General features: G+C 70.6%; 15 protein-coding genes. 7 read left to right on the top strand and 8 right to left on the bottom strand.

All coding sequences use genetic code 11. The features are described 5' to 3' along the window. Positions 1 to 296: 296 nt before the first annotated feature. The 8 genes from ABD343_RS34765 to ABD343_RS34800 form a co-directional block, all read right to left on the bottom strand. Positions 297 to 1,748, bottom strand: coding sequence for a nucleobase:cation symporter-2 family protein (locus ABD343_RS34765; protein ID WP_425578352.1), 1,452 nt, complete (start codon positions 1,746 to 1,748; stop codon positions 297 to 299). A gap of 185 nt (positions 1,749 to 1,933) precedes the next feature. After that, the gene (locus ABD343_RS34770; RefSeq protein ID WP_344534136.1) at positions 1,934 to 3,316 is read right to left on the bottom strand and encodes an 8-oxoguanine deaminase; all 1,383 of its coding nucleotides are present in this window, start codon (positions 3,314 to 3,316) and stop codon (positions 1,934 to 1,936) included. A 130-nt stretch (positions 3,317 to 3,446) separates the two neighbouring features. Then, a complete protein-coding gene (gene pucL / locus ABD343_RS34775; RefSeq protein ID WP_344534137.1) occupies positions 3,447 to 4,379 on the bottom strand; it encodes a factor-independent urate hydroxylase in 933 nt (310 codons plus the stop codon). Positions 4,380 to 4,385: 6 nt separating this feature from the next. Beyond that, positions 4,386 to 4,799, bottom strand: a complete 414-nt coding sequence (gene uraH / locus ABD343_RS34780) for a hydroxyisourate hydrolase (protein ID WP_344534138.1) — start codon at positions 4,797 to 4,799, stop codon at positions 4,386 to 4,388. Beyond that, positions 4,796 to 5,314, bottom strand: a complete 519-nt coding sequence (gene uraD / locus ABD343_RS34785) for a 2-oxo-4-hydroxy-4-carboxy-5-ureidoimidazoline decarboxylase (protein ID WP_344534139.1) — start codon at positions 5,312 to 5,314, stop codon at positions 4,796 to 4,798. The genes uraH and uraD overlap by 4 nt, the downstream gene beginning before the upstream one ends. A 166-nt stretch (positions 5,315 to 5,480) precedes the next feature. Continuing rightward, positions 5,481 to 5,858 (bottom strand): helix-turn-helix domain-containing protein, encoded by a 378-nt coding sequence (locus ABD343_RS34790; protein WP_344534140.1) that lies wholly within the window; start codon positions 5,856 to 5,858, stop codon positions 5,481 to 5,483. Next, on the bottom strand, positions 5,858 to 6,112 hold the full coding sequence (locus ABD343_RS34795; protein WP_344534141.1) for a YkoF family thiamine-binding protein: 255 nt from the start codon (positions 6,110 to 6,112) through the stop codon (positions 5,858 to 5,860). Before ABD343_RS34795 ends, ABD343_RS34790 begins: the two co-directional genes overlap by 1 nt. A gap of 38 nt (positions 6,113 to 6,150) precedes the next feature. Continuing rightward, positions 6,151 to 7,065: a helix-turn-helix domain-containing protein gene (locus ABD343_RS34800; protein WP_344534142.1), complete on the bottom strand. Its 915-nt coding sequence runs from the start codon at positions 7,063 to 7,065 to the stop codon at positions 6,151 to 6,153. 155 nt (positions 7,066 to 7,220) lie between these two features. On the opposite strand from ABD343_RS34800, the gene ABD343_RS34805 reads away from it, so the two are divergent. From ABD343_RS34805 to ABD343_RS34835, 7 genes are all read left to right on the top strand, one after another. Then, positions 7,221 to 8,054, top strand: a complete 834-nt coding sequence (locus ABD343_RS34805; RefSeq protein ID WP_344534143.1) for an SAM-dependent methyltransferase — start codon at positions 7,221 to 7,223, stop codon at positions 8,052 to 8,054. A 109-nt stretch (positions 8,055 to 8,163) separates the two neighbouring features. After that, positions 8,164 to 8,514 carry a PadR family transcriptional regulator gene (locus tag ABD343_RS34810; protein WP_344534144.1) on the top strand — a complete coding sequence of 117 codons (351 nt, stop codon included), beginning with the start codon at positions 8,164 to 8,166 and terminating at the stop codon, positions 8,512 to 8,514. Next, positions 8,511 to 9,572, top strand: a complete 1,062-nt coding sequence (locus tag ABD343_RS34815) for a VIT1/CCC1 transporter family protein (protein ID WP_344534145.1) — start codon at positions 8,511 to 8,513, stop codon at positions 9,570 to 9,572. The genes ABD343_RS34810 and ABD343_RS34815 overlap by 4 nt, the downstream gene beginning before the upstream one ends. Before the next feature lie 193 nt (positions 9,573 to 9,765). After that, on the top strand, positions 9,766 to 10,587 hold the full coding sequence (locus ABD343_RS34820) for a TIM barrel protein (protein ID WP_344534146.1): 822 nt from the start codon (positions 9,766 to 9,768) through the stop codon (positions 10,585 to 10,587). Between the two features lie 210 nt (positions 10,588 to 10,797). Beyond that, on the top strand, positions 10,798 to 11,721 hold the full coding sequence (locus ABD343_RS34825) for a 2-hydroxy-3-oxopropionate reductase (RefSeq protein WP_344534147.1): 924 nt from the start codon (positions 10,798 to 10,800) through the stop codon (positions 11,719 to 11,721). A gap of 100 nt (positions 11,722 to 11,821) precedes the next feature. Further along, positions 11,822 to 13,609 (top strand): glyoxylate carboligase, encoded by a 1,788-nt coding sequence (gene gcl, locus ABD343_RS34830; RefSeq protein WP_344534148.1) that lies wholly within the window; start codon positions 11,822 to 11,824, stop codon positions 13,607 to 13,609. Between the two features lie 85 nt (positions 13,610 to 13,694). After that, positions 13,695 to 15,152 (top strand): catalase, encoded by a 1,458-nt coding sequence (locus ABD343_RS34835; RefSeq protein ID WP_344534149.1) that lies wholly within the window; start codon positions 13,695 to 13,697, stop codon positions 15,150 to 15,152. Positions 15,153 to 15,272 lie beyond the last annotated feature (120 nt).

Consider the following 15,272-nt stretch of genomic DNA (forward strand, 5'->3'; position numbering starts at 1 on the left):
GGATCTGCGGCCCCCATGGCCGCACCCCACCAGATTAACTTGACCACCGGGTCAAGTCGCGTGCGGCAAGGAGTACGCCCTGTGTCCCTGGCGCAGACTGCCCAAGCTTCGCGGAAGGGAGCAGCGAAGGTGCCCCGTCAGGGGCGCGGGGAACTGCGCGACCAGCCACGACGGCGGCGTCACCCGGCAACGGCGAGCGGGCCCTACGGCGAGGGCCCGCACACGGCACAGCCGCACCCGGCAGCGGAGAGCGGGCCCCCGGTACTCGTGGGGCCCGCTCGGAGCTCGCGGGAGGGTCAGGAGTTCGCCGAGGCCACTTTCTGGTGGGGGATCCCTTCTCCGGGTTCCATGGGATGGGTCACCGTCTCCTCGTCACGGCGGCCCCTCCCCACATGGTTGAAGACAAGGTTGAGCAGCACGGCGGTGACGCACCCCGTGGAGATCCCGGAGTCGAGGATGATCTTCGCGCTCTCCGGGAACGCGTGGTAGAACTCCGGCGCCGCGATGGGGATGACGCCGACCGCCAGCGACGTGCCGACGATCAGCACGTTGTTGTCCTTGTCCAGGCCCGCCTTCTGCAGCGTCTGGATCCCGCTGGCCGCGACGGAGCCGAACAGCACGACGCCCGCCCCGCCCAGCACCGGCTGCGGAACGCTCGCGATGAGCGCGGCGGCGATCGGACAGAGGCCCATCACGATGAGGATGCCGCCGCCCGCGGCGACCACGAACCGGCTGCGTATGCGCGTCATCGCGACGAGCCCGATGTTCTGCGCGAAGGCGCTGCACATGAAGCCGTTGAAGAAGGGGCTGACGAAGGAGCCCGCGGTGTCGGCGCGCAGGCCCGCGGCGATGGTCTTCTCGTCCGCCGGGCGGTCGACGATCTCGCCGAGCGCGAGCATGTCGGCGGTCGACTCCGTCATGGACACCAGCATGACGACGCACATGGAGATGATCGCGGCGACGGCGAACTGGGGGGCGCCGAAGTGGAAGGGCGTGGGGAAGCCGACGACGTCGGCCTCCTTGAGGGCCGTGAAGTCGGTGATGCCCACCGGTATGGCGATGAGCGTGCCGACCAACAGGCCCAGCAGTACCGCGATCTGCTTGAGGAATCCGCTCGTGAAGCGGCGCAGCAGCAGGACGATCAGGAGGGTGAGGCCCGCCATGCCGATGTTGTTGAAGTCCCCGTAGTCCGGGTCCTTGTCGTTGCCGCCCTGGGCCCAGTTGAAGGCGACGGGCATCAGGGAGATGCCGATCAGGGTGATGACGCTGCCGGTGACGACCGGCGGGAAGAACCGGACCAGTTTGCTGAAGAACGGCGCGACGACGAAGCCGATGGCCGCCGCCACCATCGTGGCCCCGAAGATCACGGGGAGCGCGTCCTCGGGGCCCTCGGACTTGTTGATGGCGAGCATGGGCGCGACGGTCGCGAACGTGACGCCGTTGACGAAGGGGAGGCGGGCGCCGATCTTCCAGACGCCGAGCGTCTGGAGGAGGGTGGCGATGCCCGCCATGAAGAGGCTGGCACCGGTGAGGAACGTGAGTTCGGTGACGGAGAGGCCGACGGCCGCGCCGATCACGAGGGGCGGCGCGACCACCCCGGCATACATCGCCGCGACGTGCTGGAGCCCGGTGGTGAAGAGCTTCAGCGGCGGCATCCCCTGGTCGACAGGGTGTTTCTGCGGTTCTTCCCCACTCCCGTCCGCGTCCGTCGTCGTTCCCTGCGCGGTGAACCTGGGCGTCTTGGCCACTGCGGTCCTCCTGTCGTTTTCCTGTGTCCTGGCGCGGACACGTGAGTTTCGGGAGGTCGTGCGTCGTACGGGCTCACACGCCGTACGAGGTCGTGCCGGTGTGCAGTTGTTGCGCCCATGACATGTGTGCGGAGTGGAGGGGCGGAGAAGACCGGCCGGGAGCCGTCCCTCCCGGCCGGTGGCTCTCAGTGCGCGGCGATACGGGCGAGGCGCCGGGCCTCGTCCCGCGCGTCGCGCGCGATCTCGTCCTCGTCGGCGGTGACCAGGCGGCCGTCCTCCACGACCGGCCTGCCGCCCACGAGGGAGAGGGTGACCGGCGCCGCGGCGCCGAGGACGAGCGCGGCGACCGGGTCGGCGATCGACGAGTGGCCGATGCCGTCGAGCTTCCAGAGCACCAGGTCGGCGAGCTTGCCGGGCTCCAGCGAGCCCGTCTCGTCCGCGCGGCCCAGCACCTGGGCGCCGCCGTGGGTGCCGAGTCGCAGCGCCTGGCGGACGTTCAGGGCGTTCTCCCTGTGGCCGCCGAGGCGGTTGATGAGGAGCGCGTTGCGCAGTTCGGTGTGGAGTTCGCCCGACTCGTTGGAGGCGGTGCCGTCCACGCCGAGGCCGACGGGGACGCCGGCGGCGAGCATGTCGGGGACCCGGGCGATTCCCGCGGCGAGGCGGGCGTTGGAGGACGGGCAGTGCGCGGCGCCGGTCCTCGTCCGGCCGAACGCCTCGATGTCCGCGTCGGTCATGTGGACGCAGTGCGCCATCCACACGTCCTCGCCGAGCCAGCCGGTCGACTCGAAGTAGTCGGTCGGCCCCATGCCGAACAGCTCGTGGCAGAACTTCTCCTCCTCCGCCGTCTCCGAGCCGTGCGTGTGCAGCCGTACGCCCTTGCGGCGGGCCAACTGCGCGCCCTCACGCATCAGTTCGGTGGAGACGGAGAAGGGGGAGCAGGGGGCGACCGCGACGCGCAGCATCGAGTCGAACGAGGGGTCGTGGTGGGTGTCGACGGCCTCCTCGGTCGCGCGCAGCGCGTCCTCGGTGGACTCGACGGCGAAGTCCGGCGGCAGCCCGCCGTCCGACTCGCCCCGGTCCATCGAGCCGCGCGCGGCGGTGAAGCGCACGCCCAGCTCGCGCGCCGCGCGGATCTCGGCACCGAGCAGGTCGCCGCTGCCGCGCGGGAAGACGTAGTGGTGGTCCATCGCGCTCGTCACGCCGCCGCGGGCCATCATCCCGAGGGAGCCGCGCGCCGCCGCGTAGACCATCCGCTCGTCGATGCGGGACCAGGTCGGGTAGAGCGCGACGAGCCAGTCGAAGAGGTTGGAGTCCGTGGCGAGGCCGCGGGTGAGCCACTGGTAGAAGTGATGGTGGGTGTTGATCAGGCCGGGCGTGACGAGGTGTCCCGTGCCGTCGATCCGCCGGGTCACCCCCTCCAGCCCGGCCGGTGCCCTGCCGGGGCCGACCGACTCGATCCGGCTGCCCTGGACGACGACGTGGCCGGAGGCGTGCTCGGTGTCCTCGGCGTCGACGGTCGCGACGGCGCAGTTCTCGATGACGACGCGTGCTGGTGCTGAATCCGCCATGGTGGTCCTCGCTGCGGGTGTGTGTCGGTGGCGGCAGGGTTCCCCTGTCCCGCCCTTTCACCGTTTCGGAGGGGGGTCCGACGGGCGGAGCCCCCGAGAAACGGGAAGGGACGGGACTCCGGCAGGGCTCTTACAGGTTGGTCATGTCCACCGGTATGCGCGGCTCGCACCCGTCACGCAGCACGGTGGCCTCGATCAGGCCGTACGGCCGGTCGGCGGCGTAGTACACGGCGCCGTCCTTGGCCTCGTTCTCGACGCCGCAGTACGAGAGGTCCACCCGGAAGTGGTGCTTGTTCGGCATCGAGAAGCGGATCTCGTCGATCTCGGAGCGGGCGTTGATGACGCGCGAGCCCATCTGGTAGAGCGTCTGCTGGAGCGAGAGCGAGTACGTCTCGGCGAAGGCGTGCAGCATGTGCTTCTTCGCCTGTGCGTAGGACTTCTCCCACTGCGGCGGGCGTTGCTCGTCGCCCGTCCAGTTGTGCCGCCACCAGGAGGAGACCGAGGTGGCGAGGATGCGGTCGTAGTCCTCCTGGAGCGTCGTGTACCTGTCCTTGATGTAGCCCCAGAACTCCGACGCCGTGCTGTTCATGACGGTGAGGTCCTTGAGGCCCGAGAGGACCTCGAACTCCGTGCCGTCGTAGGTGATCTGGGCCGTCCTGGTCTCCTGGCCGTTGCGGACGAAGGAGTGCTTCACCTCGTCGGCGCCGATGAACTTCGAGTTCGCGTCGGAGGTCTCGATGCGCTCCCAGGCGTACTCCTCTACGCGGATGCGCGCGCGGCCGATCGGGGCGCAGGAGTCCACGAAGTGGCGGGCCAGCGCGATGCCGAAGTCCTCGGCCGAGTCGATGCCGTGCTCCTTGGCGAAGGCGAACACCGTGTTCTTGGTGGTGTCGGTCGGCAGGACGTGGGCGTTCGAGCCCGAGTAGTGGACCTCGTCGAGGTCGCCGCTGAGGGCGACCGAGACGTTGAGGTCCTTGATGTGGTGCGTGTCGCCGTCCCGCGTGATCTTGACGACGCGGTTCTCCGCCTTGCCGTACTGGTTCTGGCCGAGAATCGTGGGCATAGGTTGTCAGCTCCCTCGGTACACGGAGTAGCCGAACGGGTTGAGCAGCAGCGGCACGTGATAGTGCTCCCCCGGGGCGACGGCGAACGTGATCGTCACCTCGGGGAAGAACGCGCCGCTGTCCCGTAGCGCGGGGGCGTCCTGCTGTGCCTCGGCTTGCTGGTTGCGCTGTTCGCGCTGTCTGCCAATGAAGTACGGCTCCGTCTCGAAGAGGAGCCGCACGTGCGTGGTGCCTTCCGGCAGCGCCGGAAAGTCCTTGCAGCGCCCGTCCGCGTCGGTCGTGGAGACCCCGTGCTCCACCCACTTGTCCCCGTCTCGCACGGAGAGGCGCACCCCGACGTGCGCGGCCGGGCGGCCGACGCTGGTGTCCAGGATGTGCGTGGACACCGAGGTGCTCGTGTCGCTGCTCGTGGCGCTCATGCCGTGGGTGCTCCTTCCTCCGCGAGCCGGGACAGGCGGATCCGGTTGATCTTGATCAGCTCCTGCCGCACGATCTCCCGCTCCCGTTGCCGGGAGTTGTCGATCCTGTTGCGTACGGCGTCCCTCATCTGCTCGCCGGTCAGGCCGGTGGCGCAGATGAGGAAGACGTGCCCGAACTTCTCCTGGTACGCCAGGTTCAGTTCGAGCATCTCCGCCTTGAGCGCGTCGGACGCTCCGGCCATGCCGCGCTGTTCGCGGCTGGAGGCCGGGTCGCCCGGCTTGGGGCGGCCGATGGGAGGGTGTCCCGCCATCGCCTCGTCGAGGCCCTCGTCGGAGAGTCCGGCGGTGGCCTCGTCGCTCGCACGGAAGAGGTCCTCCGCGGTGCCGTAGGGGCGGTGGGAGAGCAGGGCGCTCCCCCAGGCCCGTGCGGCGCACATCTCGTGGAGTGCGGCGCGAGCGGCACTTTCCTCGGCTGAGTTGAACCAGGAAAGACCTGGCGTGGGGCGCGAAGTCACGGAACCTCCGTGGCCGGTGCTGTTCGGGCTGGGAATAGCTAAGTCCTCGGACAACAACGCGTCAACACTTTGTTGAATGCCAATCGAAGATTTGCTGCCGACATACGGAAAACGAAGACCGCCATCCGGAAGGATGACGGTCCCGTTACGCGGTCATATGCCCGAGTCAGTCACCCTTCGCGGCATTCTCCCGGTTGAGGTAGTTGTAAACGGTGAACCTGGAGACCCCCAGCGCGGCGGCCACCGTCTCCACCCCGTGCCGCACCGAGAACGCGCCCCGCGTCTCCAGGATCCGCACCACGGACTGCTTGGTCCTGCGGTCCAGCTCCGCCAGCGGCACTCCGTGCCGCCGCTCCAGCTCGGCCAGGATGTGATCGAGCGAGTCGGACAGGTGCGGCAGCCGTACGGCGACCACGTCCTCGCCCTCCCAGGCGAGCACCACGTCGTCGCCCCGCGCCTCGTCCGGCGCGACCATCTCGCCGCCCATCGCGTCCACCAGCGGCTTCACGGCCGCGACGAAGGGGTGCCCCGAGCTGCCCGGCATCAGGCCTCGTCCTCCCCGAGCACGTTGACCTGCAAGGAGACGCGCGTCGCGCCCGCCTCCAGCGACTCGCGCAGCAGCCGCTGCACGGCGTCCAGCACGGCCTCGGCCCCGCCCTCGGCCGTATTGCCGAACGGCCCGACGTCCACCGCGTCCAGCGCCGCCCCCTCGACGATCTCCCGGGCCACGAGCGCGTGAGCCGGCGCCTCGTCCAGGTCGAACGGCTCGGTCGTGAACTCCACTCGCAATCGCGTCATGGGCCCACATTAACGAGGGGGCGGAGCCCCGGCGCCGGTCACTCCTCCAGCAGACCCCGCAGGAAGCGCACCGTCTCGTCCGGCTGATGAGCCTCCGCACTGAGACGGTTCATGATCAGCGTGTACTGGTCGACATCGCTCTGCTTGTCCAGATAGACCGCGCTGGTCAGATGCTCCAGATAGACCTTGTCCGGCAGATCCGGGTCGCCGAAGCGCAGGATGGTGAGCGAGGACCCGGCCGCGGCGGCCGTGACGGTGAACGGGGCCACCTGCAGCGTCACGTTCGGCAGCTCCACCATCTTCAGCAGGTGCTCGATCTGGCCGCGCATGACCTCCCGGCCGCCGAACGGACGCCGCAGCGCCGCCTCGTCCACGACCGCCCACAGCTTGGGCGCCTCGGGCCTGGCCAGCAGCCGCTGCCGCTCCATCCGCAGCTTGACCAGCCTGCTGATCCTGCGCGGCGCGGTGTTCGGATACCCCAGCCGACTGACCGCGTACGCGTACTCCTCGGTCTGGAGCAAGCCGGGGATGAACTGCACCTCGTACGACCGGATCATGGAGGCCGCGTCCTCCAGGCCGATGTGCAGCTCGAACCAGTCCTCCAGCACATCGCTGTACTGATGCCACCAGCCGGGCGAGTTGGCCTGCTGGGCCAGGGCGAAATACTCCGCGCGCTCGTCCGGGTCCAGCACCCGGTAGAGCGTCAGCAGGTCGGCGAGGTCGCGCTCCTTGGAGCCGACCTGGCCGCGCTCCAGGCGCGTGATCTTCGCGTGGGAGCCGCGGATCGCCTTGCCCGCCTCCTCGCGGCTGATCTCCAGCTCCTGGCGCAGCCGCCGCAGCTTGGCGCCGAGCACGATGCGCAGCGCCGTCGGGCCCGCCTGCTGGTCCTGGACCGCCAACGGCCGGTGCGCCCGAGGCGAGGGATCGCCACTCGGCTGCGTCATGGCGGTCATGCGTGCTCCCCTGGTTCTGGCGTACCCCCGCCGTACGAAGCTCGGGGGAAGTCTCCACAGTCTGACACCGGCTCACCGGCCGGGTACAGACTACGATTTCGCGCACCGGCGAATCCGGCGGCGAGAATCACGAGATCTGACGAAAGGGCCCGGCAATGGCCACGACCGATGAGAATCTGGGCGAGCGCGATCTCGGGCTCGACCGGCATCACAGCGCGCGGATCTACGACTACTTCCTCGGCGGCAAGACCAACTTCCCCCCGGACCGCGAGGTCGCGGAGAAGCTCCTCGCCGCCTTCCCGGGTTTCCGGAACGCGGCGCGCGCGAACCGCGCGTTCATGCACCGCGCGGCGCGCTTTCTCGTCGAGCGCGGGGTCCGGCAGTTCCTCGACATCGGCACCGGCATCCCCACCTCGCCCAACCTCCACGAGGTGGCGCAGAGCATCGCCCCCGACGCCCGGATCGTCTACGCGGACAACGACCCGATCGTCCTCGCCCACGCCCGCGCCCTGCTGACGGGATCGCCCGAGGGGCGTACGGCGTACGTCGAGGCCGACATCACAGACCCGGACTCGATCCTCACCTCGCGCCAGCTCACCGAGACCATCGACATGTCGCGGCCGGTGGCGCTCTGCCTGGTGGGGCTGATGCACTACATCACCGACGAGAAGGACGCGCACGGCATCGTGGAGCGCCTGATCGACGCCCTCGCGCCCGGTTCGTACGTGGTGCTCTCGCAGTGCACGCCCGACTTCGCGCCCGAGGAGTGGGAGCGGGCCATGGACGTCTACAAGATGGACGGCGGCAGCGCGCAGGTCCGCAGCCGCGAGGAGATCACCCGCTTCTTCGGCGACCTGGAGATGGTCGAGCCCGGCGTCGAGGTCCCCCACCGCTGGCACCCCGACGCCGACACCGGCCAGGTCACCAGCATCGGCGACATGGACGACGCCCTGGTCAGCATGTGGGCGGGGGTCGCGATCAAGCGTTAGGCGGCACCGCCGCACCGAAGACCGGGGTCTGTCGGCCCCGGTCTTCTCTATGTGACACTATTCTGAAACTGAGAATAGTCGGAGAAGCGAGAGAGTCGGGGTGCCGCCGGTGACGGGGACGTCGTCCTGGACACGCGCCGTGCTGCCGCTGTGCCTGCTCGGGGTGCTGGCGGACGAGGAGCGGAGCTACGGGTACGCGCTGCTGGGCCGCCTCACGGACGCCGGGCTGGCGAACGTCAAGGCCGCCACCCTCTATCCGGCGCTGACGCGCCTGGAGGAGGAGGGCTCGGTCGACGTCGAGTGGGGCGCGGGCGAGGGCGGCCCCGGGCGCAAGTACTACCGCATCACCGAGACGGGCCGGGCACGGCTGCGCGACGAGGGCGCCGCTTGGGCGCGGTTCGCCGCCACCGTCGGGACGCTCGTCGGGGAGCACGCGGACGAAGCGGAGGGAAGGTCATGACCGCGAAGGAGACACCGGAGTGGCCGCGCGAGGACGACGCGCGGTGGGCCGCCGAGGTCGAGCTGCGCCTCGTCCTCGACCACGACGCCCCGTCGGGGCTGGCCGACAGACTCCTCCCCGAGGCGCGCGAGGCCGTGCGGGAGGAGGACAGACCCGCCCGCGAACTGTTCGGCGACCCCCGCGCGTACGCCCGTACGCTGGCGCGCGAGCACATCGGCGAGGAGCGGCGCGCGCTGCGCGACGCACGCGGGCTGACCCCCGGCGAGCGCCTCGTCGGCGCCGTCCTCACGCTCGCCTTCCTGGGCACCCTGCTCCCGGTGCTGCGCTGGATCACCGACGGGCTCTGGGCGCGGCCCGGCTGGTCCTCGGTCGCGGGCGGCGCGACGGTCACGGGCGCCGCGCTGCTGGTCGCGCTCGCGGTCACCGCCTGGTCGGCGGGCCGCCGCACGGGCACCTGGGCCTTCGCGGGCGGCGCGGTCGCGCTCGTCGTCGGGGGCGCGGCGGCCATCGTGTCGCTGCCCGAGGAGCCCGTCCTCTCCGTGCCGATGCCGGTGCTGTCGGCACTCGGTGCCGCCGTGGCGGTGGGGGCGCTGCGGTTCCCGGCGCGGATCGCGGACGAGTGGTTCACGCCCGCGTTCGACGCGGCCAGGGAAGGCGGGAGCGGCGAGGACGCGGACGAGCGCTGGCTGCGGCACCTGGAGCATGTGCTGCGCGGCAGGCACGCGCTGCGCGCCGCCGAGGCGCGCGGCCACGCGGAGGAGGCCCGGCAGCATCTCGCGGAGTCCGGGGAGCGCGCGCATGAGGCGTTCGGCTCCCCCGAGGTCTACGCGCTGCGGCTCGCCGACGGCGCGCGCAACCAGGAGCGCACCTCGCGCCGGAAGCTCTACGGCTCGACGCTCACCGGGCTCGCCCTCGTGCTGCTCGTCGCGGGCGAGCTGGGCGACGAGGGCCCGACGTCGTTCGTGTTCTGGTTCTACGTCGTCCTGCTCGTCGTCTGGACCGGCTCCACGGCGCGCATGTGGCAGCGGGCACTGACGGCACGGCGGCGCCCCGCCTGAGTAACCCTCTCCGAGCACGCCCTCGCCGAAGGCCCCGGGAAGACCCCCCGGGGCCTTTTCGCATGCCGGAAGAGGCGGAGAGCCCTTGACAGGCGGGGAGACCACGGAGCAATCTTCCAGTACACAGAATCTTACTTCCGCATTACGGAAATCTAAGAACCCCACGCAGAACTCTGAAGGGAGTGCGGTCGCCGTGCGGTACACCGTCAACGCCTCGATCCTCCTCACCGAACTACCGCTCCTGGAGCGCCCCGCCGCCGCGGCCGCCGCCGGGTTCGGCGCGATCGAGCTGTGGTGGCCGTGGCCCGACGCGCCGGTGCCCGAGCGCGCCGAACTCGACGCGCTGCGCGGCGCGCTGGAGGACGCGGACGTCCGGCTCACGGGCCTCAACTTCTACGCGGGACAGCTTCCGGGCCCGGACCGGGGTGCCCTGTCGATCCCCGGCGAGGAGTCCGAGAAGTTCCGCGCGAACGTCGAGGTGGCGGCCGAGTTCGCCCGCGAGGTCGGCTGCGGCGCGCTCAACGCGCTGTACGGGAACCGGGTCGAGGGCGTCCCCGCCGCGAAGCAGGACGCGCTGGCGCGCGAGAACCTCGCGCTCGCGGCGCGCGCCGCGGACCGCGCGGGCGCGGTGCTGCTCGTCGAGGCGCTCAACGCGCCGGAGTCGCCCCACTGTCCGCTCGTGAGCGCGCCGAGCGCGGTCGAGGTCGTCGACCGGCTCAACGCCGACACCGGCCTGGACAACGCGCGTTTCCTGATGGACCTCTACCACCTGTCCATGAACGGCGAGGACCTGCACGGCGTGATCGACACGTACGCGCCGGTGACGGGGCATGTGCAGATCGCCGACAACCCCGGGCGCGGAGCGCCGGGCACCGGCGGACTCGACTTCTCCGATCTGCTGGGCCGCGTGGAGAAGACGGGCTACGACGGCTGGGTGGGCCTGGAGTACAAGGCGCCGTACGGCGAAGGGTCCGACCCCTTCGCCTGGCTGCCCCGAGCCCGGCGAAAGGGCTGAGGCGCACCCGGCGTTCGAGCCGCACCCGGCGTGGGGGCTGCGCTTGCCAGCCCTGCGCCTCCGCGCAGACCTCCCAAGCACAGGAGGCCTCAGCGGGAGTGCCCCGTCAGGGGCGCGGGGAACTGCGCGGCCGGCCCACCACGCTCCGGCACCCTGCGAAGCACAGCAAGGGGCACCCCCTCATCAGCCCCTCGGCAGAGCGAAAGGCACATGATGACCAGCTACACCCCCGGCAACGCCAGGATCGCCTTCATCGGGCTCGGGATCATGGGCGCGCCCATGGCCCGTAATCTCGTCAAGGCCGGTTACGAGGTCACCGCGTACAACCGCGACAGCGCGAGGGCCGAGGCCTTCGCCAAGGACGGCGGCGACAAGGCGAGCGCCGCGCCCAGCATCGCGGCGGCCGTCCAGGACGCGGACGTCGTCATCACGATGGTCCCCGCCTCCCCGCAGGTCGAGGAGGTGATCCTGCACGACGACGGCGTGCTCGACCACCTCAAGCCGGGCGGCCTCGTGATCGACATGTCGTCCATCACCCCGCAGACCTCGATCGAGGTCGCCGAGGCCGCGAAGGCCAAGGGCGTCAAGGCGCTCGACGCCCCCGTCTCCGGCGGCGAGGCGGGCGCGATCGAGGGCGTTCTCTCGATCATGGTCGGCGGCGACCAGGAGGCGTTCGACGCGGCGCGGCCCGTCTTCGACGCGCTCGGCAAGACTGTCGTGCTGTGCGGGCCGCACGGCGCGGGCCAGACCGTGAAGGCCGCCAACCAGCTCATCGTGGCCGTCAACATCGAGGCCGTCGCCGAGGCCGTGGTCTTCCTGGAGAAGTCCGGCGTCGAGCTGTCCACCGCGCTGGACGTGCTGAACGGGGGCCTCGCCGGGTCCACCGTCCTCACCCGCAAGAAGGACAGCATCCTCGCCGGGAACTTCCAGCCCGGCTTCAAGATCGACCTGCACCACAAGGACATGGGCATCGTGACGGACGCGGCCCGCGCCGTCGGCTCCGCCGTACCGGCGGGCGCGCTCGTGGCCCAACTGGTCGCCGCGCTGCGGGAGCAGGGCGACGGCGGGCTCGACCACTCGGCCCTGGTCCGCGGCGTCCAGCGCCTCTCGGGCGGCACTCCGCCCACGGCCTGACGGCCCCGAACTCCCGGGCGGCGGCGTTGACACTGTCCTGTCGCGCCCATGGCGCCGCCGCCCGGGCCCCTTTCTCCAGAACTCTCCAGGAGCAGTCACCATGCCTCGTATGACCGCTGCCCGCGCGGCAGTCGAGATCCTCAAGCGGGAAGGCGTGGACACCGCGTTCGGCGTGCCGGGTGCGGCGATCAACCCCTTCTACGCGGCGCTGCGCGCCTCCGGCGGCATCGACCACACGCTCGCCCGGCACGTCGAGGGCGCGTCCCACATGGCCGAGGGCTACACCCGCGCCCAGGACGGCAACATCGGTGTGTGCATCGGTACGTCGGGGCCCGCCGGCACCGACATGATCACCGGGCTCTACTCCGCGACCGGCGACTCGATCCCGATCCTGTGCATCACGGGCCAGGCGCCCACCGCGGTGATGCACAAGGAGGACTTCCAGGCCGTCGACATCGCGTCCATCGCCGCGCCGGTCACCAAGAAGGCGACCACCGTGCGGGAGGCCGCGCAGGTGCCGGGCGTCTTCCAGGAGGCGTTCCACCTGATGCGCTCGGGCCGTCCGGGCCCGGTGCTGATCGACCTGCCGCTCGACGTCCAGCAGACGGAGATCGAGTTCGACATCGAGACGTACGAGCCGCTGCCCGTGCACCGGCCCGCCGCCTCGCGCAAGCAGATCGAGAAGGCGCTGGCCATGCTGGGCGCCGCCGAGCGCCCGCTGATCGTCGCCGGGGGCGGCATCATCAACGCGGGCGCCTCCGAACTGCTGGTCGAGTTCGCCGAGCTGACCGGGATCCCGGTGATCCCCACGCTGATGGGCTGGGGCACGATCGCCGACGACCACGCGCTGAACGCGGGCATGGTGGGCCTCCAGACCTCGCACCGGTACGGGAACGCGACGTTCCTGGAGTCGGACTTCGTCCTCGGCATCGGCAACCGCTGGGCCAACCGCCACACCGGCCAGGTCGCGGCGTACACCGAGGGCCGCACCTTCGTGCACGTGGACATCGAGCCGACGCAGATCGGCAAGATCTTCGCGCCGGACTTCGGGATCGTCTCCGACGCGAAGGCCGCGCTCGCCCTCTTCGTGGAGGTCGCGCGCGAGCTGAAGGCGGCCGGGAAGCTGCCGGACCGCTCCGCGTGGGCCGCCTCCGCGCAGGAGCGGAAGGCGACGCTCCAGCGGCGTACGCACTTCGACGACGTGCCGCTGAAGCCGCAGCGGGTGTACGAGGAGATGAACCGCGCGTTCGGCCCCGAGACGCGGTACGTCTCGACCATCGGCCTCTCGCAGATCGCGGGCGCCCAGTTCCTGCACGTCTACCGGCCCCGGCACTGGATCAACTGCGGGCAGGCCGGGCCGCTGGGCTGGACCGTCCCCGCCGCGCTGGGCGTGGCCACCGCCGACCCGTCGGCGAGCGTGGTCGCGCTCTCCGGGGACTACGACTTCCAGTTCATGATCGAGGAGCTGGCGGTCGGCGCACAGCACCGGATCCCGTACGTCCATGTGCTGGTCAACAACTCCTACCTGGGCCTCATCCGGCAGGCGCAGCGCAACTTCGACATGGACTTCCAGGTCAACCTGGAGTTCGAGAACATCAACGCCCCCGAGCTGGGCGCGTACGGAGTGGATCACGTCAAGGTCGTGGAGGGCCTGGGCTGCAAGGCGCTGCGGGTGACCGAGCCGGACGCGCTGCTGCCCGCCTTCGAGGAGGCGAAGAAGCTGGCGGCCGAGCTGCGGGTGCCGGTGGTGGTCGAGGCGATCCTGGAGCGGGTCACCAACATCTCGATGAGCGGCAGCGACCTGGCGAGCGTCAACGAGTTCGAGGAGCTGGCGACCGCGCCGGAGCACGCCCCGACGGCCGTCGCGCCCCTCACGCCCGCCACCTGACCTCCCGCTTCAACAAACCGTTGACGCTCCAGGATGCGGAAAGTATCTTCCGCGTACGCGTATGCCCTACGAAAGGCCCCACTCGATGTCGAAGTCGACACTGACGACCGAGTCCGGCGCACCCGTCGCCGACAACCAGAACTCCGCCTCCGCCGGCATCGGCGGCCCCCTCCTCCTCCAGGACCAGCACCTGCTGGAGAAGCTCGCGCGGTTCAACCGCGAGCGGATACCGGAGCGCGTCGTGCACGCGCGCGGCTCCGGCGCGTACGGCTACTTCGAGGTGACCGACGACGTCACGGCGTACACCCACGCGCACTTCCTGGGCGAGGTCGGGCGCCGCACGGAGACCTTCATCCGCTTCTCGACGGTCGCCGACAACCTGGGCGGGCCCGACGCGGCCCGCGACCCGCGCGGCTTCGCCCTCAAGTTCTACACGGAAGAGGGAAATTACGACCTCGTCGGGAACAACACGCCGGTCTTCTTCATCAAGGACCCGCTGAAGTTCCCCGACTTCATCCACTCCCAGAAGCGCGACCCGTTCACGGGCAGGCAGGAGCCCGACAACGTCTGGGACTTCTGGGCCCACGCGCCCGAGGCGACCCACCAGGTCACCTGGCTGATGGGCGACCGCGGCATCCCCGCCTCGTACCGCCACATGAACGGCTACGGCTCGCACACCTACCAGTGGACGAACGCCGACGGCGAGGCCTTCTTCGTCAAGTACCACTTCAAGACGAACCAGGGCATCCGCTGCCTCTCCAGCGAGCAGGGCGCCGAACTGGCGGGCCAGGACCCCAACTCGCACCAGACGGACCTGCTCCAGTCGATCGAGCGCGGCGTGTACCCGTCCTGGACGCTGTACGTGCAGGTCATGCCCGCGGCCGAGGCGGCCGACTACCGCTTCAACCCCTTCGACCTCACCAAGGTCTGGCCGCACGCGGACTACCCGCTCCAGCGCGTGGGCCGCCTGGTCCTCGACCGCAACCCGGACAACGTCTTCGCCGAGGTCGAGCAGTCCGCGTTCTCCCCGAACAACTTCGTCCCCGGCATCGGCCCCTCCCCGGACAAGATGCTCCAGGGCCGCCTCTTCGCCTACGCCGACGCGCACCGCTACCGGCTGGGCGTCAACCACACCCAGCTCGCGGTCAACGCCCCGAAGGCGACCGAGGCCCGCAACTACGGCCGCGACGGCCTGATGGCCACGAACCCCTACGGCCGCGGGGCCAAGAACTACGAGCCCAACTCCTACGACGGCCCCGCCGAGACCGGCGTCCCCCTCTCCGCACCCCGCCCCGTCACCGGCCACACCGGCACCCACGAGGCCCCGTCCCACACCAAGGACGACGACTTCTTCCAGGCGGGCGAGCTGTACCGGCTGATGTCGGCGGAGGAGCGGTCCCGGCTGATCGCCAACATCGCCGGGGGCCTCTCCCAGGTCACCCGCGACGACGTGGTCGAGAAGAACCTCGCCCACTTCCGCGCCGCCGACCCCGAGTACGGGCGCCGCGTCGAGGAGGCCGTGCAAGAGCTGCGCGAAGGCTGATTGGGAGGTCGGCCCCAGCGCGCCCCCGGCTGGAACGGTCCGCACGATGAGGGGTGACCGTCCCGGCCGGGGGCACACACGCGCATCCGCACCCCCGGCCTCGGCAGAGGGCGGGGGTTC

Source organism: Streptomyces albiaxialis (assembly GCF_039530985.1).
In the GTDB taxonomy this organism is placed as follows: Bacteria; Actinomycetota; Actinomycetes; order Streptomycetales; family Streptomycetaceae; genus Streptomyces; species Streptomyces albiaxialis.

Coding starts and splice junctions, on each gene's coding strand:
- ABD343_RS34805 (WP_344534143.1), top strand. CDS start 7,221: ATGGCCACGACCGATGAGAATCTGGGCGAGCGCGATCTCGGGCTCGAC.
- ABD343_RS34795 (WP_344534141.1), bottom strand. CDS start 6,112: ATGACGCGATTGCGAGTGGAGTTCACGACCGAGCCGTTCGACCTGGAC.
- ABD343_RS34770 (WP_344534136.1), bottom strand. CDS start 3,316: ATGGCGGATTCAGCACCAGCACGCGTCGTCATCGAGAACTGCGCCGTC.
- ABD343_RS34835 (WP_344534149.1), top strand. CDS start 13,695: ATGTCGAAGTCGACACTGACGACCGAGTCCGGCGCACCCGTCGCCGAC.
- ABD343_RS34790 (WP_344534140.1), bottom strand. CDS start 5,858: ATGCCGGGCAGCTCGGGGCACCCCTTCGTCGCGGCCGTGAAGCCGCTG.
- ABD343_RS34800 (WP_344534142.1), bottom strand. CDS start 7,065: ATGACCGCCATGACGCAGCCGAGTGGCGATCCCTCGCCTCGGGCGCAC.
- pucL (WP_344534137.1), bottom strand. CDS start 4,379: ATGCCCACGATTCTCGGCCAGAACCAGTACGGCAAGGCGGAGAACCGC.
- gcl (WP_344534148.1), top strand. CDS start 11,822: ATGCCTCGTATGACCGCTGCCCGCGCGGCAGTCGAGATCCTCAAGCGG.
- ABD343_RS34815 (WP_344534145.1), top strand. CDS start 8,511: ATGACCGCGAAGGAGACACCGGAGTGGCCGCGCGAGGACGACGCGCGG.
- uraH (WP_344534138.1), bottom strand. CDS start 4,799: ATGAGCGCCACGAGCAGCGACACGAGCACCTCGGTGTCCACGCACATC.
- ABD343_RS34825 (WP_344534147.1), top strand. CDS start 10,798: ATGATGACCAGCTACACCCCCGGCAACGCCAGGATCGCCTTCATCGGG.